The sequence below is a fragment of the Paracoccus mutanolyticus genome (assembly GCF_003285265.1).
Lineage (GTDB): Bacteria > Pseudomonadota > Alphaproteobacteria > Rhodobacterales > Rhodobacteraceae > Paracoccus > Paracoccus yeei.
In genome coordinates this window covers 2,470,133-2,492,200 of record NZ_CP030239.1, presented here as the reverse complement: position 1 = coordinate 2,492,200, position 22,068 = coordinate 2,470,133, and the positions used below count along the sequence as shown (strand labels likewise).

Annotated in this window: 14 protein-coding genes and 10 pseudogenes; 5 read left to right on the top strand and 19 right to left on the bottom strand. The window is 67.8% G+C overall.

Annotated features, from left to right (window positions below):
• Positions 1-34 precede the first annotated feature (34 nt).
• Positions 35-1,537 (bottom strand): acetyl-CoA hydrolase/transferase family protein, encoded by a 1,503-nt coding sequence (locus DPM13_RS13510; RefSeq protein WP_112888204.1) that lies wholly within the window; start codon positions 1,535-1,537, stop codon positions 35-37.
• Between the two features lie 120 nt (positions 1,538-1,657).
• Positions 1,658-2,059 carry a DoxX family protein gene (locus DPM13_RS13505; protein WP_099648977.1) on the bottom strand — a complete coding sequence of 134 codons (402 nt, stop codon included), beginning with the start codon at positions 2,057-2,059 and terminating at the stop codon, positions 1,658-1,660.
• Between the two features lie 112 nt (positions 2,060-2,171).
• Here DPM13_RS13505 and DPM13_RS13500 point away from each other — a divergent pair, with 112 nt between their 5' ends.
• Positions 2,172-3,083 carry a LysR family transcriptional regulator gene (locus DPM13_RS13500; protein WP_112888203.1) on the top strand — a complete coding sequence of 304 codons (912 nt, stop codon included), beginning with the start codon at positions 2,172-2,174 and terminating at the stop codon, positions 3,081-3,083.
• Here the strand turns inward: DPM13_RS13500 and DPM13_RS13495 are convergent.
• The 3 genes and pseudogenes from DPM13_RS13495 to DPM13_RS21045 form a co-directional block, all read right to left on the bottom strand.
• A pseudogene (locus tag DPM13_RS13495) lies at positions 3,046-4,441 on the bottom strand (FAD-binding oxidoreductase). The gene DPM13_RS13500 and the pseudogene DPM13_RS13495 overlap by 38 nt on opposite strands.
• Positions 4,441-5,022: a GNAT family N-acetyltransferase gene (locus DPM13_RS13490; protein WP_028718314.1), complete on the bottom strand. Its 582-nt coding sequence runs from the start codon at positions 5,020-5,022 to the stop codon at positions 4,441-4,443. The pseudogene DPM13_RS13495 and the gene DPM13_RS13490 overlap by 1 nt, the downstream one beginning before the upstream one ends.
• Positions 5,022-5,525, bottom strand: a pseudogene (locus DPM13_RS21045) (M16 family metallopeptidase); the annotation flags it as partial. The pseudogene DPM13_RS21045 and the gene DPM13_RS13490, both read right to left, overlap by 1 nt.
• Here DPM13_RS21045 and DPM13_RS21040 point away from each other — a divergent pair.
• Positions 5,485-5,580, top strand: a pseudogene (locus DPM13_RS21040) (IS5/IS1182 family transposase); the annotation flags it as partial. The pseudogenes DPM13_RS21045 and DPM13_RS21040 overlap by 41 nt on opposite strands.
• An 84-nt stretch (positions 5,581-5,664) precedes the next feature.
• Here the strand turns inward: DPM13_RS21040 and DPM13_RS21035 are convergent.
• The 8 genes and pseudogenes from DPM13_RS21035 to coxB all read right to left on the bottom strand — a co-directional run.
• Positions 5,665-6,222, bottom strand: a pseudogene (locus DPM13_RS21035) (M16 family metallopeptidase); the annotation flags it as partial.
• A gap of 53 nt (positions 6,223-6,275) precedes the next feature.
• A pseudogene (gene thrC, locus DPM13_RS13480) lies at positions 6,276-7,663 on the bottom strand (threonine synthase).
• 9 nt (positions 7,664-7,672) lie between these two features.
• The gene (locus DPM13_RS13475; protein ID WP_080621997.1) at positions 7,673-8,344 is read right to left on the bottom strand and encodes an SURF1 family protein; all 672 of its coding nucleotides are present in this window, start codon (positions 8,342-8,344) and stop codon (positions 7,673-7,675) included.
• A gap of 62 nt (positions 8,345-8,406) precedes the next feature.
• Positions 8,407-9,232: pseudogene (locus DPM13_RS27185) on the bottom strand (cytochrome c oxidase subunit 3).
• A 32-nt stretch (positions 9,233-9,264) separates the two neighbouring features.
• Positions 9,265-9,837 carry a cytochrome c oxidase assembly protein gene (locus DPM13_RS13455; protein ID WP_080621995.1) on the bottom strand — a complete coding sequence of 191 codons (573 nt, stop codon included), beginning with the start codon at positions 9,835-9,837 and terminating at the stop codon, positions 9,265-9,267.
• A complete protein-coding gene (locus tag DPM13_RS13450) occupies positions 9,834-10,106 on the bottom strand; it encodes a hypothetical protein (protein ID WP_028718320.1) in 273 nt (90 codons plus the stop codon). Before DPM13_RS13450 ends, DPM13_RS13455 begins: the two co-directional genes overlap by 4 nt.
• Positions 10,106-11,023 carry a heme o synthase gene (gene cyoE, locus DPM13_RS13445; RefSeq protein WP_080621994.1) on the bottom strand — a complete coding sequence of 306 codons (918 nt, stop codon included), beginning with the start codon at positions 11,021-11,023 and terminating at the stop codon, positions 10,106-10,108. Before cyoE ends, DPM13_RS13450 begins: the two co-directional genes overlap by 1 nt.
• 9 nt (positions 11,024-11,032) lie before the next feature.
• Positions 11,033-11,926, bottom strand: coding sequence for a cytochrome c oxidase subunit II (gene coxB / locus DPM13_RS13440; protein ID WP_260502667.1), 894 nt, complete (start codon positions 11,924-11,926; stop codon positions 11,033-11,035).
• Between the two features lie 168 nt (positions 11,927-12,094).
• Between coxB and tldD the strand changes: the two are divergent.
• Together tldD and dprA are read left to right on the top strand one after the other, a co-directional pair.
• Positions 12,095-13,511: pseudogene (gene tldD / locus DPM13_RS13435) on the top strand (metalloprotease TldD).
• A gap of 116 nt (positions 13,512-13,627) precedes the next feature.
• A pseudogene (gene dprA, locus DPM13_RS27710) lies at positions 13,628-14,860 on the top strand (DNA-processing protein DprA).
• Positions 14,861-14,961: 101 nt separating this feature from the next.
• On the opposite strand, the gene DPM13_RS13425 reads toward dprA, so the two are convergent.
• Positions 14,962-15,405, bottom strand: a complete 444-nt coding sequence (locus tag DPM13_RS13425; protein ID WP_112888202.1) for a hypothetical protein — start codon at positions 15,403-15,405, stop codon at positions 14,962-14,964.
• 394 nt (positions 15,406-15,799) lie between these two features.
• Here DPM13_RS13425 and DPM13_RS13420 point away from each other — a divergent pair, with 394 nt between their 5' ends.
• Entirely contained in the window at positions 15,800-17,197 is a 1,398-nt protein-coding gene (locus tag DPM13_RS13420) for an OmpA family protein (protein WP_112888201.1), read from the top strand.
• 42 nt (positions 17,198-17,239) lie between these two features.
• On the opposite strand, the gene phoB is transcribed toward DPM13_RS13420, so the two are convergent.
• The 5 genes and pseudogenes from phoB to pstC all read right to left on the bottom strand — a co-directional run bounded on the left by phoB (position 17,240) and on the right by pstC (position 22,017).
• Complete coding sequence (gene phoB / locus DPM13_RS13415; RefSeq protein ID WP_112888200.1) at positions 17,240-17,929, bottom strand: phosphate regulon transcriptional regulator PhoB; 690 nt, start codon at positions 17,927-17,929, stop codon at positions 17,240-17,242.
• 3 nt (positions 17,930-17,932) lie between these two features.
• A complete protein-coding gene (phoU, locus tag DPM13_RS13410; protein ID WP_080621990.1) occupies positions 17,933-18,655 on the bottom strand; it encodes a phosphate signaling complex protein PhoU in 723 nt (240 codons plus the stop codon).
• A gap of 18 nt (positions 18,656-18,673) precedes the next feature.
• Complete coding sequence (pstB, locus tag DPM13_RS13405) at positions 18,674-19,471, bottom strand: phosphate ABC transporter ATP-binding protein PstB (protein WP_028718328.1); 798 nt, start codon at positions 19,469-19,471, stop codon at positions 18,674-18,676.
• A 21-nt stretch (positions 19,472-19,492) separates the two neighbouring features.
• Positions 19,493-20,841, bottom strand: a pseudogene (gene pstA / locus DPM13_RS13400) (phosphate ABC transporter permease PstA).
• Positions 20,838-22,017: pseudogene (gene pstC / locus DPM13_RS13395) on the bottom strand (phosphate ABC transporter permease subunit PstC). Before pstC ends, pstA begins: the two co-directional pseudogenes overlap by 4 nt.
• Between the last annotated feature and the right edge of the window lie 51 nt (positions 22,018-22,068).

Sequence of the window (22,068 nt, the reverse complement as noted above, 5' to 3'; positions counted from 1 at the left end):
AAAGGCGACGCCCCGCAGCACGCGGGGCGTTCGCCTATTCGGGCTGCATCGTCCCGGTTCGCCGCAGCCGGTCGTGCCAGGACAGCGCCTCCTCCAGCAGATGCGGCGTATGCCCACCGCGGGCCAGCGCGCGCTCGTGGTAATCCTCCAGCGCGTCCCGCCACGCGGGCGCCACGCAGTTCCGCAGGATCACCCGGGCCCGCTCGCGCGGCGCCAGGCCTCGCAGATCGGCCAGGCCCTGTTCGGTCACCAGGATGTCCACGTCATGCTCGGTATGATCGACATGGCTGACCATCGGCACCACCGAGGAGATCCGCCCGCCCTTGGCCATGGACTTGCTGACGAAGACCGACAGGAACGCATTGCGCGCGAAATCCCCGGACCCGCCGATGCCGTTCATCATCTGCGTGCCCATGACATGGGTCGAGTTCACGTTGCCGTAGATGTCGAACTCCAGCGCCGTGTTGATGCAGATCAGCCCCAGCCGGCGCACCACCTCGGGGTGGTTGGAGATTTCCTGCGGGCGCAGGATCAGCTTGCGTTTGTAATCCTGGAAGCGTCCCATCACCTCGGCATATTTCGGCGCCGACAGCGTGATGGACGAGCCCGAGGCAAACACCATCTTGCCCGCGTCCATCAGGTCGAAGGTCGAATCCTGCAGGACCTCGCTGTACATCGTCAGGTCGTGGAACGGGCTGTCGATGAAGCCGTGCAGCACCGCGTTGGCAATCGTGCCGATGCCGGCCTGCAAGGGGTGCAGGTGGCTCGGCAGGCGGGAATGGGCGACCTCGTTCTTCAGGAATTCGGTCAGGTGGCCGGCGATGGCGCGGGTGTCGGCATCCGGGTCCAGCACGGTCGAGGACGAGTCGAGCTTGGTCGAGACCACGATGGCCGCGATGCGCTCGGGCGGCACCGGGATGAAGGGGAAACCGACGCGGCTTTCCGGCGACACCACCGGGATCGGCGTGCGTGTCGGGCGATAGGTCGGGATATAGATGTCGTGCAGCCCCTCCAGCATCTCGGACTGGCTCAGGTTGATCTCCACGATCACCTTCTCGGCCAGAAGCGCGAAGCTCGCCGAATTTCCGACCGAGGTGGTGGGCACGATGCCGCCCGTCTCGGTGATCGCCACCGCCTCGACGATGGCGATGTCCACCGGGGGCAGCTGGCAGGTGCGCAGCTGCTCGACCGTCTCGGACAGATGCTGGTCGATATACATCACCTCGCCCGCGTTGATGGCGCGGCGCAGGGCGGGGTCGGACATGAAGGGGATGCGGCGCGACAACAGATGCGCCTCGGCCATGGTCTTGTCCAGATCGTTGCCAAGCGAGGCCCCGGTCATCAGCGTGACCTTCATCGGCGCGCGCTTTGCACGCTCGGCCAGGGCCATCGGCACGGCCTTGGCCTCGCCCGCGCGGGTGAACCCGGACATGCCCAGCACCATGCCGTCGCGGATCAGCGATGCGGCCTGATCGGCGCTGACAACACGTTCGCGCAGGCTGGCATGGCGAATCCGGCGCAGGTGATCTTCGGTCACGGCAATCCTCCCCCCAAAGGTCCGGCTGTCTTAGAGGCTCGGCGGGCGACGCGCAAATCAACCCTGCCATGCACGCAAGGAAAGGCCAGCGCCAGACCGGCCTTTCGCAAGATCGTTTCGTCAGGCGCGCTTGGCCAGCGACCAGCGGCCGTCGCCCAGCAGCGACAGCGCCACCATCACCACCGCCCAAAGCACGGTGTATTCCCAGCCGCCGCCGGGGTTCGAGAAGGTAAAGCCGTTGCCCGCGTGGCCAAAGATCGTGGCGCCCAGCAGCACAGCCGCCATGACCAGCGAGACCCAGCGCGTGGCGATCCCGGCCAGCAGGGCCAGCCCGCCCGCGATTTCCGCCAGCATCGTCAGATAGCCCAGCGCGCCGGGCAGGCCGATGGACTGGAAATAACCCGCGGTCCCGGCGGGGGTAAAGATGAACAGCTTGATCAGCCCGTGGGTCAGGAACCAGGCGCCGGTCACAAGGCGCAGGATCAGCGCCGCCAGATCGGCATTGCGTTCTTTATCGGTCATGTCGTCGTTTCCATGAAGAAAGGGGGTAACTGCCAGCTCAGATAAGGCTTGGCGATTATCGCGAAAACTTCGATATTCGCCGACATATTGTCGCCATGGCGGAGCAAATGGAATGGATCGGATCGACGGGCTGCGCGCCTTCGTCTCGGTGGTCGATGCGGGATCCTTTACCCGGGCGGGGCAGCGGCTGGGCATCTCGAACAAGCTGGTCAGCAAATATGTCGCGGCGCTGGAGCGGCAGCAGGGGGTCACGCTTCTCAATCGCACCACGCGCGCTCTGTCCTTGACACCTTCGGGGGAACGCTTCCTCTCCGCCGCCCGGCGCGTCCTATCGGCGGTCGAGGAACTGGACGCCCAGACCCGCGCCGACCAGGGCACCCTGACGGGCCGGCTGCGCATCACCGCCCCCGTCGCCTTCGGCGAGATGTTCGTCAGCGTCCTGACCCACGACTTCCTGGCGCAGAACCCCGGCGTCAGCATCGACCTGCGCCTGACCGACCGCTATGTGGATCTGGCGGCCGAGGGCTTCGACCTGGCGCTGCGCATCGGCGTGCTGGGCGATTCCAGCCTGATCGGGCGACGCATCGGCGGGACCGAAAGCTGGGTCGTGGGCAGCCCCGCCTATCTGGATCGCCACGGCCGGCCCGCACACCCGGACGCGCTGCGCGACCACCAGATGATCCGCGACAGCAACGCCGCCTCGGCCCACCGGGCGACCTTCGTGGTCGACGGCAAGGCGGCCAGCGTCCCGCTGCCCGGCCGCGTCACGCTGAACAGCGCCCAGGGCGTGCGCCGGCTGGTGCTGCAGGGCGACGGGCTGGGCATCGTCCCGCGCTTCGTCATCGCGGACGATGTGGCCGAGGGGCGGCTGGAGCGGGTGCTGGCGGATTTCCCCGGCCCCCAGCTGGACATCCAGGCGCTGTACCTGCCGCAGCCCTTCATCCCGCCGCGGCTGACCGCCTATCTGGACCACCTGCGGGCGCGGCTTACGCCCCTGCTGAAAGAACCGCGCCCGGATTCATGATGCCCAGAGGGTCGAGCGCGCGCTTGATCGCGCGCATGGCCGCCAGCCGGGCCGGGTTGCCCCATTCGGCAAGCTCGGCCACCTTCAGCCGGCCGACGCCATGTTCCGCCGAAAACGAACCGCCGCGGTCCACCGCCATCCGGTGGACCAGCCGCGACAGCGCCGGACGCAGCGCATCGTAGTCGCCGCGCGCCGCCGGCGGCGGGGAACAGGTTGTAGTGCAGGTTGCCGTCGCCCAGATGGCCGAAGCAGTTGATCCTGACGCCGTGTCCGGCCAGCGCGGCGCCCGCGTCGCGGATGAAGCCGGCGATTTCCGACAAGGGCAGACTGATGTCATGGCTGGCGATGGCTCCGATGCGGCGGTTCGCCTCGGGGATGTGTTCGCGCAAGGACCAGAAATCCGCAGCCTGCTGGCCGGACTGGGCGATGACGCCGTCCAGAACCAGGCCGCGCTCCATCGCATCGACCAGAAGCCCTTCAAGCGCGGCGTCGGGGGCAAGCCCTTCGGGCAGGCCGACCTCGATCAGCACCGACCAGTCGGCGCCCGGCAGGGGCTGGCGGATCTCGGGCAGGACTTCGGCCAGGAAGGCCGGGCCCTGGCCGCCGATCAGCTCGAATGCGGTGACGCCGCCCGCCATCCGGCCCTCGGCCAGCGCCAGCAGGGTCAGCGCCGCCGCGGGGTCGGGCACCTGCAGCATCGCCACGCCCACGTTCGGCGGCGGCACCACCAGCTTCAGGCTGGCGGCGGTGATGATACCCAGGGTGCCTTCGGCTCCGATCAGCAGGTCGCGGATGTCATAGCCGGTGTTGTCCTTGCGCAGCCGCTTGAGGTCGTGGACCACCGAGCCGTCGGGCAGGACCGTCTCGATCCCCAGGCACAGCGCCCGGGCGCTGCCATAGCGCAGCGCCGTGACGCCGCCGGCGTTGGTCGCCAGGCAGCCGCCGATGGCCGCCGTCCCCTGGCTGGCCAGCGACAGCGGGAACAGCCGGCCGGCCGCCTCGGCCGCGTCGCGCACGCCTGCAGGGTCAGCCGGCTTCGGCGACCAGGACGTTTTCCTCGGGCCAGGCACCGCGCAGGGCGGTCATCCGCTCCAGCGACAGGATCAGCGGCGCGGGACCATCCGGCATCACCTGCCCCGAGACCAGCCCGGTGCCTCCGCCGCGCGGCACGATGCCCACGCCGGCCTCGGCGCAGGCGCGGACCACAGCCGCGACCTCGTCGGTGGTGCGCGGCGCCGCGACCAGCCCCGCCCGGCCGAGATAGCGGCCGCGCGGTTCCTCCAGAAGGCCGGCGCGACCTCGCGCAGCACGCCCGCCGGCAGGCGCGCGGCCAGGGCATCGTCGGCGGGCTCATGCATCAGCGCACCTCGGTCTTGCCGCGCCGGTCGTGGCGCAGGTTGGAATAAAGCACATGGTTGCGCCAGCGGCCGTTGATCTGCAGGTAGCTTTGCGCGACGCCCTCGTATTTGAAGCCCGAGCGCTCCAGCACCCCGCGCGAGGCCAGGTTCTCGGGCAGGCAGGCGGCCTCGATCCGGCTCAGGTCCATGGCGGTGAAGGCGTGGCTGACCAAGGCGCCGATGGCCTCGCGCATATAGCCCTGGCGGGCAAAGGGCTGGCCAATCCAGTAACCGATGGTCGCCGACTGCGCCGGGCCGCGCCGGATGTTGTCCAGCGTGATCGCCCCCAGAAGCGTGCCGTCATGCCGGATCAGGAACAGCGGCAGCGCATTGCCGTTCCGGCAGGCCCGCCGCGCCCAATAGACGCGATGGGTAAAGCTGCGCCGCGTCAGGTGGTCCGCCGCCCAGACGGGCTCCCACGCGGCCAGGAAGGCGCGGCTTTCGGCACGCAGCTGCGCCCAGGCCAGATGATCGCCATGGACGGGCAAGCGCAGCACCATCCGCTCGGTTTCCAGACACGGCGGACGGTGGCGCAGGAACATCAGGCGGCGAGCCTCTCGGCCAGCCTGTCGCGACTGGGCGCGGCCCGGACGGGGCCGTAAAGCGCCAGCGCCGGGCGGGCGTTCGCGATCAGCCGCTGGGCGTGGTCGCGCACGTCCTCGACCGTCACCGCGTCGATGCGCGCCGCGACCTCGGCCGGCTCCGACACCCGGCCCCAGATCGCCAGCGAACGGGCCATGCGCTCGGCCTGGCCGGTCGGGCTTTCCAGCCCCATCAGCAGCCCGGCCTTCAACTGGGCACGGGCGCGGGCGATCTCGGCCTCGGTCATGTCCTCGGCCGAGCGGCGGATCTCGTCGATGGTGATATTGGCCAGATCGCCCACCTGGTCGCCCGAGGTCCCGGCGTAGACCGTCACCATGCCGGTGTCGTCGTGGAACCCCGATTGCGCAAAGATCGAATAGCACAGGCCGCGTTCCTCGCGCACCTTCTGAAACAGGCGCGAGGACTTCGACCGCCAGGTTGCCGAGGTCCAGATCCGCGCAGCGGTCATGAATCGCTTCACGGCCCTCGGCATCCCGGTCACTGCGGCAATGGGATAAGTGTGTCCGGCGAAAGGGGAGCTGCGGCCGCCAGCGGGCGGGTTCGCGCGCGGTCCGGGCGCGCGGCGCCAGATGGCCGAAGATGGCCTCGACCTGGCGCAGCACGCGGTCGTGGTCCACCGCCCCCGCCGCCGACACGATCATGCGTTCCGGCCCGTAATGTTCGCCGATGAAGCCCGACAGGTCATCGCGCGAAAAATGGCTGACCCGCTCGGCCGGGCCCAGGATGGTGCGGCCCATCGGCTGGTCCGGATAGGCCGCCTCTTGCAGCCAGTCGAAGATCACGTCGTCCGGCGTGTCCAGCGACTGGCCGATTTCCTGCAGGATCACGCCGCGTTCGACCTCGATCTCGCGCGCGTCGAAGATCGGGTTCAGCACGATGTCGGAAATAACGTCCAAGGCCATGCCGACATCGCCCGCCAGTACCCGCGCGTAATAGCTGGTCACATCGCGCGAGGTATAGGCGTTGATATAGCCGCCCACGTTTTCAATAGCTTCGGCGATCTCAAGCGGCGTGCGCGTCGGCGTGCCCTTGAAGGCCATGTGCTCCAGGAAATGGGCGATGCCGTTCTGTTCGGCGCGCTCGTCGCGGCAGCCGGCGTTCACCCAGATGCCGATGGCGGCGGAATGAAGCCCGGGCATGTCGCGGGTGACGACACGCAGCCCGTTGGGCAGCGTGCTGATGCGGGTTTGGTTCAAGCTGACCTCCGTTCAAGGATCAGCGATTTAAGCTTTTCCGCGTCATTTTCAACTCGGGTGCTGCGCTCGGGGCGCTGGAACAGGCCGGCCATCTGCGGCGGCAGGTCCGGGCGCAGGCCGATGGCGGCCTGCACCGCATCGGGAAACTTGGCCGGATGGGCGGTCGCCAACGTGATCATGGGCACACCCGGGCGCAGGTTTTGCCGCGCGACGGCCACGCCCACCGCCGTATGGGGGCAGATCACCTGGCCGGTCTCGACCCGGATCGTGGCGATCATGGCGCTGGTCTCCTCCTCGGACACGCGGCCCGAGGCGAAGGTTTCGCGCAAGGCCTGCAGCGCGCCCTGGCTGATCGCGAAGCCGCCGGATTTCAGCTCGTCCATCAGCTGACTGACGGCGGCGCCGTCGCGGCCATAGGCCAGCCACAGCGCGCGCTCGAAGTTCGAGCTGACCTGGATGTCCATCGACGGGCTGATCGAGGGCGCGACCGTGCCCACCCGGTATTCGCCGGTCGACAGCGCCCGGTGCAGGATGTCGTTCTGGTTCGTCGCCACCACCAGCCGGCCGATGGGCAGGCCCATCGCCTTGGCGATGGAGCCCGCGAAGATGTCGCCGAAATTCCCGGTCGGCACGGTAAAGTCGACCGCGCGCCCCGGCGCGCCCAGGGACACGGCGCCGGTGAAGTAATAGACGATCTGCGCCAGCACCCGCGCCCAGTTGATCGAGTTGACGCCCGCCAAGCCCACCGCGTCGCGGAAGGCATGGTCGTTGAACAGGTCCTTCAGCCGGGCCTGGCAATCGTCGAAGGTGCCGTCGACGGCCAGCGCGTGGACGTTCGCATCATCCGGCGTCGTCATCTGGCGGCGCTGCACCGCGCTGACGCGGCCGTGCGGATACATGATGAACACGTCCACGTTGGGCAGGCCCTTGAACGCCTCGATGGCGGCAGAGCCCGTGTCCCCCGAGGTCGCGCCCAGGATCGTGACGCGCTGCCCCGACTTTGCCAGCGACATCTGGAACAGCTGGCCGATCAGCGCATGGCAAAGTCCGTGAAGGCGATGGTGGGCCCGTGGAACAGTTCCAGCAGGTGATGCCCCGGCGCCAGCTGCACCAGCGGCGCGCGGGCCACATGGTCGAACCCGGCATAGGCGCGGGCGATGGCGCCGCTGAGCTCGTCCTGGCTGAAGCTGTCGCCGACGAAGGGCGTGATCACGCGCAGCGCCGCCTCCTCATAGGGCAGGCCTTCCAGCGCCGCGATCTGTTCGGCCGAAAGCGTGGGGATGGTTTCCGGCAGGTAAAGCCCGCCGTCGCGCGCAAGCCCGGTCATCATGGCCTGCGCGAAATCCAGAACCTCTGCCCGCCCCCGGGTCGAAACGTAGCGCATCGTGATCCTCTAGTATTGACGCTGCCTGATACGCCAGATCAGCGCGACTGTCATCCCTGCCCAGACCGCGGCGATCATGAACCACTGCACGGCATAGCTGAGATGGTTGTTCGGGATGCCCTCGATGGCGACGGGGATGGGCTCGACGCCCTGCGCGTCGCCCCGGACCTCGGCCGCGACGACCAGCACGGGTTCGGTCCCCAGGGCCTTGGCCATCGCAGGGACATCGCGCGCGAACCAGATGTTCTGGTCGAGGTTCGGCGCCGGCGTGGCCGAGCCCTTTTCCTGCGGCCAGTGCAGGTTGCCGACCACGTCCAGCCGGACCGGCGGGCGTGGGTCGCGCTTGTGGTCCTGATCGACGAACCCGCGGTCCAGCAGGATGCGGCGGCCGTCGTCGGTCACAAGGGCGGACACGATCTGATAGCCGCCGCCGGATTCGCGCGTGCCCGACAGCACGTCGATTTCCTGCCCCGTGGTGGTGCCCGACACCGTCACCGGCAGGTATTTCATCGACGGATCCACCGCGGCCGGCAGCGGCACGGGCGCGCCCTCGATGCTGCGCTGGATGTCGGCCAGCATCGACTCCTTCCAGGCCAGGCGGTGCAGCTGCCAGACCCCCAGCGAGACCAGGATGGCGCAACCCAGTACGCCCAGGATCAGGGGAAACAGATAGCGGCGCATCGGCCCCTCTCATGCAAAACGGCGCGAGGGGTGCCCCGCGCCGTCCAGGGAATGGTTCGGGATCAGCGGCCCCAGATATAGATGACCACGAACAGGAACAGCCAGACCACGTCGACGAAGTGCCAGTACCAGGCCGCCGCCTCGAAGCCGACTGCTGCTGCAGGGTTGGTGTCCGAGCAGGAGGGATCAGGCAGACGAACAGGCAGACGAGACTGTGGCGGCACCTGCCAATGATGATACCCAGATGCCAGAGACGGCAGCGGCATCTGAAGATGTCGTGCCACCGGATGTGGGTGCGAATGCGTACGCCTGCAGCTCGTAAGCACAGGCCCAGGATCACCGCGACGATCAGCCCGTTGATCGTGGTCCGGCGGTCGCCTTCGTGGACGAAGGCATGGTGGGCCCAGGTGACGGCCACACCCGACAGAAGCAGGATCAGCGTGTTGATCAGCGGCAGGTGCCAGGGATCGAAGGTCACGATGCCTTCGGGCGGCCAGACCCCGTCCTTGATCGGGCTGTCCGGTCCCATCGGATACAGCGCGTTCTTGATGAAGGCCCAGAACCAGGCGACGAAGAACATCACCTCGGACATGATGAACAGGATGAAGCCGTATTGCAGGCTCTCGGTGCCCGGTGGTGGATGATCCTGTTGACCTACGCCATTGCCGGCACCCTTGGCACCTTCGCAAACGCACTTTGGTTCGTCTATAGCCCTGCCAGGACCGACGAACCCGATCAGGAACCGGCTTCGGACGCAATTCGTCAGGACATCTGATTGCCCGCGCCGCGAACCGTTCCCGTCAGCATCACGAAGGCGCCGATCGCGCCGAGGAGCGGCCAGATCGAGGGCGGAAGGATCTGATAGTCGTGGTTCGTTACATGGGCCATGGCTGCGTTCCGCTGTTGCTGCGTCGTGTTGCTCAGTTCGTGGTCTCGTCCGTGCCGGTCCGAAGCGCCGCCTGCCGGGGCTCCTTGGTCCGATGGAAGGTATAGGAAAGCGTGATGTCGCGGACCCGGCCCGCGTCGCGGTCGTCCACGATGCCGGCGTCGACGAAGAAGCTGACCGGCATCTCGATCCGCTCGCCGGGTTGCAGGGTCTGCTCGGTAAAGCAGAAACACTGGATCTTGTTGAAATAATAGCCGGCCACGTCGGGCGCCACGTTATAGCTCGCGGTGCCGGTGATGGGCTCGTCGGTGGTGTTGATCGCCTCGTAGAAGGCAATGGCGTTCTCGCCGATCTTCAGCACCATGTCGTGCTGCAGCGGGCGGAAGGTCCAGCCCATGTCGGGATCGACGTTCGCATCGAAGCGGACGCGCACGGTTTCGTCCAGGACGTGGTCCGACCCCTGGGCGGCCACGTTGGTCGTGCCGCCATAGCCGGTCACGCGGCAGAACCAGTCGTAGAACGGCACCGCCGCCCAGCTGAGCGCGCCCATCACCACGACGACGCCCGCCAGCATGGCGACGGTGCGGCCATTGGACCGGGTGCTCATGGCGTTCCTCCCGGTGACGTGCCGACGCCCTGCTCGGCGCCGGGGGTGCCGGGGGCGGCCACGGGGGCAGTGCGGGCCGGCGGGTTCGGGTCATGCGGCAGGACCGAGGCGCGGGGCTGGTGGTCGAACCCTTCCATCATGTCGCCCTGGGTGATCTTGACCACCGACAGGCCGAAGACCAGCGCCACGAAGGCCAGCAGCACGACCAGAAGGCCGACGTTGCGGCTGCGGCGGCGGTGGTGCAACTCGTGTTCGACCCTTGGCAGCATCACCATCCCCCAAGCCAATGCTGGACCAGAAGGGCCAGGAAATGCAGGAAGGTGTAATACAGCGACAGGCGGAAATAGCCCTTTTCGACCTTGTAGCCGTCGGCCTGGGCCTCGTCCTCGGTCCGGCGCAGGATGCGCCAGCCGCCCAGGATGAACAGCGCGTTCAGGACCACCGCAACCGCCAGGTAAAGCGGCCCGCCGACCGAGGTAAAGCCCAGCCACAGCGCGAAGGGCGCCAGCACCAGCGTATAGGCAAAGATGTGGCGCCGCGTGGCCGCGCGGCCATGCGTCACGGTCAGCATGGGAACGCCGGCCTTGTGGTAATCCTCTTTCATGAACAGCGCCAGCGCCCAGAAATGCGGCGGTGTCCAGAAGAAGATCAGCGCGAACATCAGCAGCGATTCCAGCCCGATGCCGCCCGTGGCGCAGGCCCAGCCGATCATGGGCGGAAACGCCCCGGCCGCGCCGCCGATGACGATGTTCTGCGGGGTCGAGCGTTTCAGCCAGACCGTATAGACCACGGCATAAAAGAAGATGGTAAAGGCCAGGAAGCCCGCCGCGAACCAGTTCGCCGCCAGACCCAGCATCATCACCGAAAGGCCCGACAGCGCGATCCCCAGCGCCAGGGCATCGCCCGGGGGCACCCGGCCCGAGGGCACCGGCCGACCCGCCGTGCGCTTCATCACGGCGTCGATGTCGGCGTCGTACCACATGTTCAGCGCGCCCGAGGCCCCGCCCCCCAGCGCGATGAACAGCACCGCGCAGAAGGCCACGAAGGGATTCATCGACACCGGCGCGACCAGCAGCCCGACAAAGGCCGTGAACACCACCAGGGACATGACGCGCGGCTTGAGCAGCGCGACATAGTCTCCGAACCCGGCCTCGGCGGGCCCTTCATATGCGTTGATGTCGGTCACGGGGCGTCCTTATTCCGCCCGGGCCAGCTGGATCGGCTGGGCGGGCAGGTAATCCGATGCGTCGGCGGCGAATTCCTCTTTCGCGCCGGCCAGCCAGGCGTCGTACTTCTCCTGGCTCACGGCTTTCACGACGATGGGCATGTAGGCGTGGTTGATGCCGCACAGTTCCGAGCACTGCCCGAAAAACACGCCCTCCTTGTCGACCGAGAACCACAGCTGCGCAATGCGACCGGGCACCGCATCCTGCTTGACGGCAAAGGCGGGGACGGTCCAGCTGTGGATCACGTCGGTCGCCGTCACCTGGACCAGCACCGTCTTGCCCACAGGGACCACGACCGGGTTGTCGGCCGCCAGAAGATATTCGTCCTCGGCATAGCCGGCCTCGGCCAGGGCGTCCTTTTCCAGCATCAGCGCGTCGAAGGCCACGCCGTCGTTGGGATATTCATAGGACCAGTACCACTGGTGCCCGATGGCCTTGATGACCAGGTCGGGATTGTTGGGCATCTCCTGGCTGCGGAACAGAGCCGGCAGCGAATAGGCGCCGATGGCCACCAGGATCAGAACCGGCACCAGCGTCCAGGCGATTTCCAGCGGCGTGTTGTGGGTAAAGCGCGCCGGAACAGGATTCGCGCGGCGGTTGTAACGGACAATGCAGATCAGCAGCAGCAGGCAGACGAAGATCGTCACCGCCGTGATGATGTACAGCACGAAATGGTCCAGCCATTGCTGGTCATGGGCCAGCGGGCTCGAGGCGGGCTGGAAGCCCATGCCGCGGGCATGGGGCTTGCCGATCACGGGCAGCTCGCCCAGCACGTCCTGCGCCCAGGCGGGAGCCCCCGCCACCGCCGCCAGTCCAAGGCCAGTCACCGCCGCCCATGCGCGGCGCATCGTCGCAATTGCCATTATCCCATCCCGTTGCCTACTGTGCCGCCAGCCCCCCGGGTCCTCCACCCCGGAAAGCCGGCATCGGTATAAGGTTGACAACCATATCTTCCCCGCACGGGCAAGTCATACCTATCGACTTGTGACCAAAAAACCCCTAGTCGAGGCTTCCTGGCAAAGGACTTTCCGATGACCGACCTGGCTTTTTCGCCCTTCGAGACCCATCTGGACCGCGACCGCGCCCTGCGTATCCTGCAAGGTGCGGTGGCGGGGCCGACGACGGCGAGCTTTCCTGGAAGCTCGGCGCCGAGACGCTGGCCTTCGACGACGGCCGGCTGCGCACCGCCAGCTATGACGCCGAGCAGGGCTTCGGCCTGCGCGCCGTCCGGGGCGAGGTGACGGGCTATGCCCATTCGACCGAGATCGACGAAGCCGCGCTGAAGAAGGCCGCCCAGACCGTGCGCCTGGCCGTGGGCGACGGCGGCGGCACGCTCGCGCTGCCGCCCTCGGGGCCGATGGCGCCGCTTTACGCCGCGATCGACCCGGCCGAGGGCATCAGCTTGCCGCCCGGGTGGCGCTGCTGCGCGAAATCGACGCCTTCGCGCGGGCGCTCGACCCGCGCGTGGTGCAGGTTTCGGCCAGCATCTCGACCTCGGTCCAGGAAATCGCGATCCTGCGCCCCGAGGGCGGGCTTGCCACCGACATCCGGCCGATGGCGCGGCTGAACGTCTCGGTCATCGTCGAATCGAACAGCCGCCGCGAATCGGGCAATGCCGGCGGCGGCGGCCGCGTGGCGCTGGACGGGCTGATCGCGCCCGAGCACTGGCAGGCCCAGGTGCGCGAGGCACTGCGGATCGCGCTGGTCAACCTGCGCTCGGTCCCCGCCCCGGCCGGGGTGATGGACGTGGTCCTGGGCCCCGGTTGGCCCGGCATCCTGCTGCACGAGGCCGTGGGTCACGGACTGGAGGGGGACTTCAACCGCAAGGGCCATTCCGCCTTTGCCGGCCTGCTGGGCCAACGGGTGGCGGCCCCCGGAGTCACGGTGATCGACGACGGCACCATTCCGGACCGGCGCGGCTCGATCTCGGTCGATGACGAGGGCTCGGCCCCCGGGCGCAACGTGCTGATCGAAGACGGCATTCTGGTCGGTTACATGCAGGACCGTCAGAACGCGCGGCTGATGGGGGTGGAACCGACCGGCAACGGACGACGGCAGAGCTATGCCCACGCGCCCATGCCGCGGATGACCAACACCTTCATGCTGCCGGGGTCCGAAGACCCGGCCGCGATCCTGTCCGGGCTCAGGGACGGGATCTATGCGGTGGGATTCGGCGGCGGGCAGGTGGACATCACCAACGGCAAGTTCGTGTTTTCCTGCACCGAGGCCTATCGCGTCAGGAACGGCCAGATCGGCGACCCGATCCAGGGCGCCACGCTGATCGGCGACGGAGCCACATCGCTGGAGCAGGTCAAGGCCATCGGCAACGACCTGTCGCTGGACCCTGGAATCGGCAACTGCGGCAAGCAGGGCCAATGGGTTCCGGTCGGCGTGGGCCTGCCCACGGTGATGATCGGCGGGCTGACGGTCGGCGGCTCGGCCGTCTGAAGCCTCATCGTTTTCAGGGACTTGTCAGCCGCGCAGGACCTTCCCTGCGCGGCTAACCGAATCTTAACCATTGCCGTGTCATCACCATTGCCGGATGAGGCAAGGAGCATGAAACGATGGCACGACCGCTTTCTTTCGACCCCCACCACAATTCAGTCGCCCAGAACGGCGGCGGGCTTGCCGCCCTGCGCCTCATCCGCTCGCGCAAGGTCGGGCCGGCGACCTTTCACCGGCTGCTGGCCGCACATGAGCGTCCAGGCAGACTTTGCGAGCCTCGTCGGCGGCTTTGTGTCTGTCCCCGTCGGTAACGCCCTGCCCTGTCGCTGCGGTCTCAGCATAGATCACCCGCATTACTGCATTCACCGGAGCGAGCTCTGACCTGTGACGCCCGGACATCCCGCGCGGCTGCGCGGCTTGCCGAGGCGCCGCCCGTCTTGTGGATCAAGGGTCAGGCCGGCGTCCTGGGCACGGCTGCCCGTCGCCGTGATCGGGGCGCGCAATGCCTCGTCCCTGGGGCTTCGCATGGCGCGCGGCCTGGCGGCGGGACTGGCCCAGGCCGGCGCGGTCGTGGTCGCGGGGCTGGCGCGCGGCATCGACACCGTGGCCCACGAGGCCGCCCTGCCCAGCGGCACCATCGCCGTGATGGCGGGCGGCATCGACATGATCTATCCGGCCGAGAATACCGCGCTTGCCGAGGCGATCTGCGACACGGGCCTGCTGATCACCGAACAGCCCCCGGGGACCGAACCCGTGGCGCGCCACTTCCCGGCCCGCAACCGCATCATCTCGGGCCTGTCCCAGGCCGTCGTGGTGGTCGAGGCGGCGCACCGCTCGGGCAGCCTGATTACCGCCAAAGCGGCGCTGGACCAGGGGCGCGAGGTCATGGCGGTGCCGGGCCATCCGATGGACGCGCGCGCTCGGGGTGCAATGCGCTGATCCGGGACGGAGCGCTGCCGGTCCGCGCCGCGGCCGACGTGCTGGTGGCCCTGAACCACGACCCTGCCCCCACGCAGCCCGTCCAGCAAAGCGCCGAACCGGCCCCGTCACCAGCCCGCAAGGGCATGGCCGGTGCCTTGCAACCCGCGGCCGTTGCCCGCCGCCTGGCCCAGCTGGGCCACGCCATGCGGCGCGAGGCGCCAGCCCGGCCCCTGCCTTCGGACGCCGGCGGCCCGGCCAGCCTTGAATCGCGCATCCTGTCCAAGCTGAGCCCCAGCCCGACCGAAGAAAACCTGCTGATCCGCGACTTGGGCCTGCCTGCCGCGACCCTTGCCCCCGCCCTGCTGTCGCTGGAGCTTGCGGGTCAGGTCAGGCGGCTGGCCGGTGGCCGGATCGCGCTTGTGACAGGCTGACCCGGGCCGCCGACACTTGGCAGATTTCCGCACATTCACGCGGCGGTCACGGCCTTGTTCCGGAACCGGGGCTGGCGGTTATGGTTGATTTGCACGCGTATCTAGGCGTCCAGCGGAAAGGGACCGTCATGCGTCGCATCTTCAAGACGACCACTGCAATCGTGGCCATCATCAGCATCCTGTCGCCTCAGCTTGCCGTGGCCCAGAGCGAGGCAGAGCTTCTGAAGCGCCGCGCCGAGGAACGCCAGCAGCAGCAACAGCAAAAACAGCAGCAGCAGCGCCAACAACAACAGCGCCAGCAGCAACATCGGGAGCAAGCCGCGCCGCAGAACCGCCAGGAAAGGCAGCCCCAGCGCGCACAACCGGCCGAACGCGCCCAGCAAGAGCGGGCCCCTGAACGTGCCCAGCAGCAGCGCGCCCAACCTGCTGAGCGTGCCCAGCAGCAACGCCCCCGGGCGGAACAGCAGCCCCAACGTGCCCAGGGCCAGCCCGCGCGCGAGGGCCAGCCGCCCCGCAAGCAGCCTGCGCAGCAGCCCGAGCGCCAAGCCCAGCCGCCGAACCGCGCAACGCGAGCCCAGCAGAGCAACGCGCGCGCCAGCAGGCCGAGCCGCGCCAGCAGCAGCCTGCCCGGGATGCCCAGCCCCGCCGCGCAGGAGACGACGCACCGGCCCCGCGCGCCGCGCAGGGCCAGCGTGATGATGCGCGCCCGTCCCGCGAACAGCCCCGTCCGGACCCCCGCCGGCCGGCGGACCAAGCCGCGCCGAGCGGGAGGCGCGTCCCGAACAGCAGGCGTCTCGCCCTGCCCCGAAGCGTGCGGAGGCGCCGCAGAACCGCCCCGCGGCGCCTCAGCGTGGCGAAGGTCGTGAAAACCCGCCGCCGCGCGCGGCCAATCGCGACGGCCAGCAGGCCCCCGGTGCGCGCGAACAGCGCCCGGCGCCGATGGATGCCAGCGCGCTTCGCAATGTCATGGAGCAGCGCGAGCGCGAAGGGCAGCAGCCTGCCCCCCGGCCCGCGCGCAACCAGCAAGCGCTTGACCCGCGCCGACCCAGTGACACGGAAGCGCCCGAACGTCCCCGCACCCGCGAGGAGTTGCAGCGTCAGTTGCAGCGCAGCAATGGCGAGATCCGCCTGCGCGCGCCCGAGGCGGATGTGAAGCCGAACGACCTTGCGCGACGCGCGGCGGAACGCAGCGCGCCGCCCAAGGCAGCGGCTCTGGCCGCCGCCGCCGAACGCCAGTCGCAGGAGAATGTCATCAAGCGCCGGATCACCGAACAGAACATCCGACGCTCGGACCAGGACTTCGGCACCCGAATCAGGGATGGGCTCCGCCCCGGCGACCGCCGCAACCTGAGCCCTGCCGAGTTGCGCGATCTGGAACGCCGCGAGCGCCAGTTGCGCGAGGATGAGCGCCGGCTGGACGAGCGCGAGCGTGACCTGGCCCGCCGCGACGACGATGACGACAACGGCAGCGACATCGCGAAACTTCTGCTGGCAGGCGCCGCCGGTTTTGCGGTCGGCAAGATGCTGTCCGGCAATCGCCAGGTCGCGCTGAACACCGGCGACCGGGCGGTGCTGACCCTGCCCGACGGAAGCCAGCAGATCGTCCGCGACGACAACGCGCTGCTTTACCGTCCGGGTTCGGACGTGCAGACCGAGCAATTCGCCGACGGCTCGACCCGGACAACAGTGCTGCGTGCCGATGGCAGCCGGGTGGTGACGATCCGCGATGCGGACATGAACATCCTGCGCCGCACCCTGATCCATCCGAACGGAACGGAAACCCGTCTGATCAGCAACACCGAGGTGCGGCCAGTCCAGATCTCGACCCTGCCGGCGCCGGTTCCGGTCGAATACACCACCCGACCGCTGAACGAGACGGAACTGCGCAACGCCCTGCTGCAGGAAAGCGCGGCCGATCGTCGCTTTACGCTGGGCCAGATCCGCGACATCCCCGAGGTGCGCTCGCTGGTGGCGCCGGTGAACCTGCCGCAGGTGACCTTCGACAGCGGCTCGGCCGCGCTGGCGGCTTCGCAAGCGGAACAACTGGCTTCGCTGGGCAAGGTGATCCGCGATTCGATCGACCAGAACCCGAACGAGGTCTACATGATCGAGGGCTATACCGACGCGGTCGGCTCCAGCGCGGAAAACCTGGCGCTGTCGGATCGCCGCGCCGAATCGGTCGCGCTCGCGCTGACGGAATACTATCAGGTGCCGCCGGAAAACATGGTGGTGCAAGGCTATGGCGAACAGTTCCTGCTGGTTCCGACCGACGGGGCCGAGCGCGAGAACCGCCGCGTCGCCGTGCGCCGCATCACCGACCTGCTGGAACAGCAATAGGAAGGCCCCGGGCGGCGGTCTCGACCGTCGCCCGGGCGTCCGTCACCCCAGCGCGTATCCTGTTCCGCGCACGGTGCGCACCGGGTTGTCACCGCCGTGAGCCATCAGAGCCTTGCGCAGGCGTCCCACATGCACGTCGATGGTGCGGGTATCCACATAGATGTCGCGGCCCCAGACCCGGTCCAGAAGCTGCTCGCGCGTCCAGACGCGGCCCGGTTTCTCCATCAGCGTCGACAGCAGGCGGAATTCGGTCGGTCCCAAATGCAGGGCTTGGCCGCCGCGAAACACTCGGTGTTCGCCCGCATCCAGGATGATGTCTCCAAAGCTCAGCCGTTCACCCATCGAGGCGGGGCGCGTGCGGCGCAGTTGGGTGCGCAACCGCGCCATCAGTTCGACGACCGAATAGGGTTTGACCACATAGTCGTCGGCACCGGTTTCCAACCCCCGCACCCGGTCCACCTCTTCGGAGCGGGCCGACAGCATGATGATCGGGATCTGGCGCGTCTGGGGGTCGGCCTTGACGCGACGGCAGATCTCGATCCCCGAGATGTTGGGAAGCATCCAGTCCAGCACGATCAGGTCGGGCTGTTCCTCGGCAACCAGCAGCATGGCCTCGTCGCCGTTCTCGGCCATAACGACCGAGAAGCCTTCGGATTCGAGGTTGTATTTCAGAACCTCGCGCTGCGCGCCCTCGTCCTCGACGACCAAAACACAGGGTTGCGCCTGGGCCATCGCTCAGTCCTCGCCTTCGTTCAGATTGGCCCGGGTAACGCTTTCGCTTTTCGGGCGGGCGTCGTCGGGCAGTTCGCCGGTGGCCAGATAGATCACCTGCTCGGCGATCCCGGTCGCGTGATCGCCCATCCGCTCGATGTTCTTGGCGATGAAATGCAGGTGCATGCAGGGCGTGATGTTGCGCGGGTCTTCCATCATGTAGGTCAGGAATTCGCGGAACAGGGCGTTGTACATCTGGTCGACTTCCAGATCGCGCCGGCGGACGTCGGCGGCCAGCGCCGCATCGCGCTGGATATAGCTGTCCAGCGCGTCCTTCATCATCCCCTCGACGGTCGAGGACATGCGCCGCAGCGCCATGCCCGCGCCCTCGACGGCCGGCATGTGGACCAGGACATGGCTGCGCTTGGCGATGTTCTTGGCGTAATCGCCCACCCGCTCGAGGATGGCCGAGATCTTGATGACGGTCAGCGCGGTGCGCAGGTCGGTCGCGCGGGGCGCGCGCAGGGCGATCAGCCGCGCGGCCTCTTCGTTGATCTGGGTTTCCAGCTGGTCGATGGCGCTGTCGCGGCGGCGCACGGCCTCGGCCAGTTCCTCGTCGCGGTTTTCAAGCGCATTGGCGGCGTCGTGGATGGCGCTTTCGACCATGCCGCCCATCTTGACGACCAGCGCCTGCACGGTTTCCAGATCCCTGTCGAAGGCCGACAGGATATGACGTTCGGTGTTCATGTCAGATCCCCTTCAGGCTCAGCCGATGCGGCCCGAGATGTAGCTTTCCGTCCGCGGATCGCGCGGATTGGTGAAGATGTCGTCGGTGCTGCCGTATTCCACCAGATTGCCCAGGTGAAAGAAGGCGGTCTTCTGGCTGACGCGGGCGGCCTGCTGCATCGAGTGGGTCACGATCACGACCGAGAACTGCGAACGCAATTCGTCGATCAGCTCCTCGACCTGGGCGGTCGCGATGGGGTCCAGCGCCGAGCAGGGCTCGTCCATCAGCAGCACCTCGGGCTGGGTCGCCACGGCGCGGGCGATGCACAGGCGCTGCTGCTGGCCGCCCGAAAGCCCGGTGCCCGGGTCCTGCAGCCGGTCCTTGACCTCGTTCCAAAGCGCGGCGCCGCGCAGCGCCTTTTCGACGATCTCGTCCAGTTCGGCGCGGTTGCGCGCCAGGCCGTGGATGCGCGGGCCATAGGACACGTTGTCATAGATCGACTTGGGGAACGGGTTCGGCTTCTGGAACACCATGCCGACCTTGGCGCGCAGCTGCACCGGGTCGACGCGGCGGTCGTAGATGTCCTCGCCGTCCAGCGTGATCTTGCCCTCGACCCGGCTGATGTCGATGGTGTCGTTCATCCGGTTCAGGCAGCGCAGGAAGGTGGACTTGCCACAGCCCGACGGCCCGATGAAGGCGGTGACGGTCTTGTCCAGGATGTCCACGTCGACATCCTTGATGGCGTGCTTGTCGCCGTAATAGACCTGCACCTTGCGGGCCGAAATCTTGATCTCCTGCTGCGTCACGCCGCGCTCCACAATGCTCATGTCGTTCATAATTGGTAACTCCTTCCGGGTTTACCAGCGGCGCTCGAATTTGCGGCGCAGGAAGATGGCGATAAGGTTCATCGACAGCAGGAAGACCAGCAGCACGATGATGGCGCCCGAGGCGCGCTCCATGAAGGCGGGGTCGGCGCGCTGGGTCCAGTTGTAGACCTGAACCGGCAGGGCCGACGCGGGATCGAACAGCCCCTCGGGCGGGGCGGCCGGGAAGTTCTTGACGAAGGCGACCATGCCGATCAGCAGAAGCGGCGCGGTTTCGCCCAGGGCCTGGGCCAGCCGATGATGGTCCCGGTCAGGATGCCCGGCAGCGCCAGCGGCAGGACGTGGTGGAACACCGACTGCATCTTGGACGCCCCCACCCCCAGCGCCGCGTCGCGGATCGAGGGCGGCACCGCCTTGAGCGCGGCGCGCGTCGCGATGATGATGGTCGGCAGCGTCATCAGCGTCAGCACCAGGCCGCCCACGATGGGCGCCGACTGCGGCAGGCCGGCGAAGTTGATGAAGGCTGCCAGGCCGAGGATACCGAAGACGATGGACGGCACCGCGGCCAGGTTCGAGATGTTCACCTCGATGATATCGGTCAGCCGGTTCTTGGGGGCGAATTCCTCAAGATAGATGCTGGCGGCGACGCCGATGGGGACGGCCAGGAACAGCACGACCAGCATCATGTAGAGCGAGCCGAGGATGGCGACACCGACGCCCGCCGATTCGGGGCGCTGGTCCGAGCTGTCGGGCATGGTCAGGAACGACCAGTTCCATTCCGTGGCCAGCAGCCCCTGATCCTTGAGCGCATTGGCAAGCTGCAGCTGCGCGACCGAGGTGTTGGCGTCGCGCGCGGCGCTTTCCATGGTGACGCGGCCCTTGTAATAGCCGTCGATCCGGCCATTGGTCAGCACCCGCGCCTGGACCGTCTGTCCAACCAGTTCGGGGTCGGACAGCACGCGGTTGCGCAGTTGCGCCGGCGCCTCTTTCGAGATCAGGGTCGACACGTCCTTGTCGGTCAGCCCCTCGACCGCAATGCCCTTGTCGGCGATCACCGTCCGCAGCGACTGCTCCAGGATCTTGCCATAGGTCAGGGTCAGGACCTTCCTGATCTCCTCGGGGTCGCGGTTGCCGGACTTGTCCAGCTGGGCCGCGTCCAGGGTCACCGGGATTTCCAGATAGGTCTGGCGGAACGCGCCGATGCCGTCCGAGAAGATCGAGAACAGCAGCACGACCAGCGCGATCATCGAAATGGCGATGGCGGACAGGCCATAGGCGCGGAACCGGGCCTCGGCGGCGTTGCGCTTGCGCGTGCGCTCGTCTGCGGCCAGCAGCGAACCCTGCGCATGGGGCGCGGCGGCGGGAAAGCTTGCCTCGGTCATTCGTACTGCTCCCGGTATTTGCGCACGATGTAGAGCGCGACGATGTTCAGCCCCAGCGTGACGATGAAAAGCGTGATCCCCAGGGCAAAGGCCACCAGCGTCTCGGGCGCGGCGAAATCGGTGTCGCCAGTCAGCTGGCTGACGATCTTGACGTCGTTGTATCGACCAAAGGGGTTCAGGCTCATCGGGCGCTCGCGCCGGCACCCAGCACGACGATCATGGTCTCGCCGATGGCGCGGCTGGCGGCCAGCAGGACGGCGCCGACGATGCCCGGCAGGGCGGCGGGCAGAACCAACCTTGCGCACTTTCCGAGGGCGTGACCGAGGACCAGCGCGCCGTCCGCACCGCTCGCGGGCAAAGGCGTGATGTTCGTCGCTGAGCGAGATCGAGGACTTCACGGTCATGGATGGGCTCCTTGCCGACGCGCCGTATCACCGACGACCCCGAGCTGCCCAGGCCCAGCGGCTGGGCGAAATAGTCGCGCAGCATCGGGCCCACGGTGATCAGCGCGAACAGGCCGTAGACGATGGTCGGGATGCCGGCCAGCACCTCGATGGCGGGCTTGGCGATGCTGCGCAGGCGGGGCGAGGCATATTCCGACATGTAGATCGCCGCGAACAGCCCGATCGGGATCGAGACGGCCAGCGCGATCAGCGAGATGTAAAGCGTGCCCCAGACCAGCGGCAGGATGCCCAGTTGCGAGCCGCCGCCGAAGCGGGGCGACCAGGTGGTGCCGAACAGGAAGTCCTGCCAGGGGTATTGCTGGAAGAAATGCCCGGTCTCGAACAGCATCGACAGCACGATCCCGGCGGTGGTCAGGATCGCGATGCTGGAGCACAGGATCAGCAGGAAGCGGACGAAGGTCTCGACCACGTTGCGGGCCCGGAAATCGGGTGCGGTGCGCGACAGCGACCAGGCCATGCCCGCGGCGGCCAGGATCAGGGCGACGCCCGCCAGGACCGTGCGATTGACGTCGGGCTGCGCAAAGCTCCAGATGGCGATCAGAAACAGGGCGGGCACAGCGGTGAACAGGGCGATGTTCCAGCCATAATAGCTGGTGCGCGAATGCAGCTTGCGGCTGTCGCCTTGGGCTGCGGCAAGAGCGCGCGAGCGGCCAAGGTAGAAACCGGCGGCTGCCAGGGCCAGGACGATCAGAAGAGTCCAGGTGACGGGCATGTGAGCCTCGGATGGGGAGGGACAGGAGAAAGGCGCGGAGCCTTGGCTCCG

Coding starts and splice junctions, on each gene's coding strand:
- DPM13_RS13500 (WP_112888203.1), top strand. CDS start 2,172: ATGGATCGGATCGACGGGCTGCGCGCCTTCGTCTCGGTGGTCGATGCG.
- DPM13_RS13505 (WP_099648977.1), bottom strand. CDS start 2,059: ATGACCGATAAAGAACGCAATGCCGATCTGGCGGCGCTGATCCTGCGC.
- DPM13_RS13450 (WP_028718320.1), bottom strand. CDS start 10,106: ATGCTGCCAAGGGTCGAACACGAGTTGCACCACCGCCGCCGCAGCCGC.
- DPM13_RS13490 (WP_028718314.1), bottom strand. CDS start 5,022: ATGTTCCTGCGCCACCGTCCGCCGTGTCTGGAAACCGAGCGGATGGTG.
- phoU (WP_080621990.1), bottom strand. CDS start 18,655: ATGAACACCGAACGTCATATCCTGTCGGCCTTCGACAGGGATCTGGAA.
- DPM13_RS13420 (WP_112888201.1), top strand. CDS start 15,800: ATGGATGCCAGCGCGCTTCGCAATGTCATGGAGCAGCGCGAGCGCGAA.
- DPM13_RS13475 (WP_080621997.1), bottom strand. CDS start 8,344: ATGCGCCGCTATCTGTTTCCCCTGATCCTGGGCGTACTGGGTTGCGCC.
- phoB (WP_112888200.1), bottom strand. CDS start 17,929: ATGGCCCAGGCGCAACCCTGTGTTTTGGTCGTCGAGGACGAGGGCGCG.
- coxB (WP_260502667.1), bottom strand. CDS start 11,926: ATGGCAATTGCGACGATGCGCCGCGCATGGGCGGCGGTGACTGGCCTT.
- pstB (WP_028718328.1), bottom strand. CDS start 19,471: ATGAACGACATGAGCATTGTGGAGCGCGGCGTGACGCAGCAGGAGATC.
- DPM13_RS13455 (WP_080621995.1), bottom strand. CDS start 9,837: ATGAGCACCCGGTCCAATGGCCGCACCGTCGCCATGCTGGCGGGCGTC.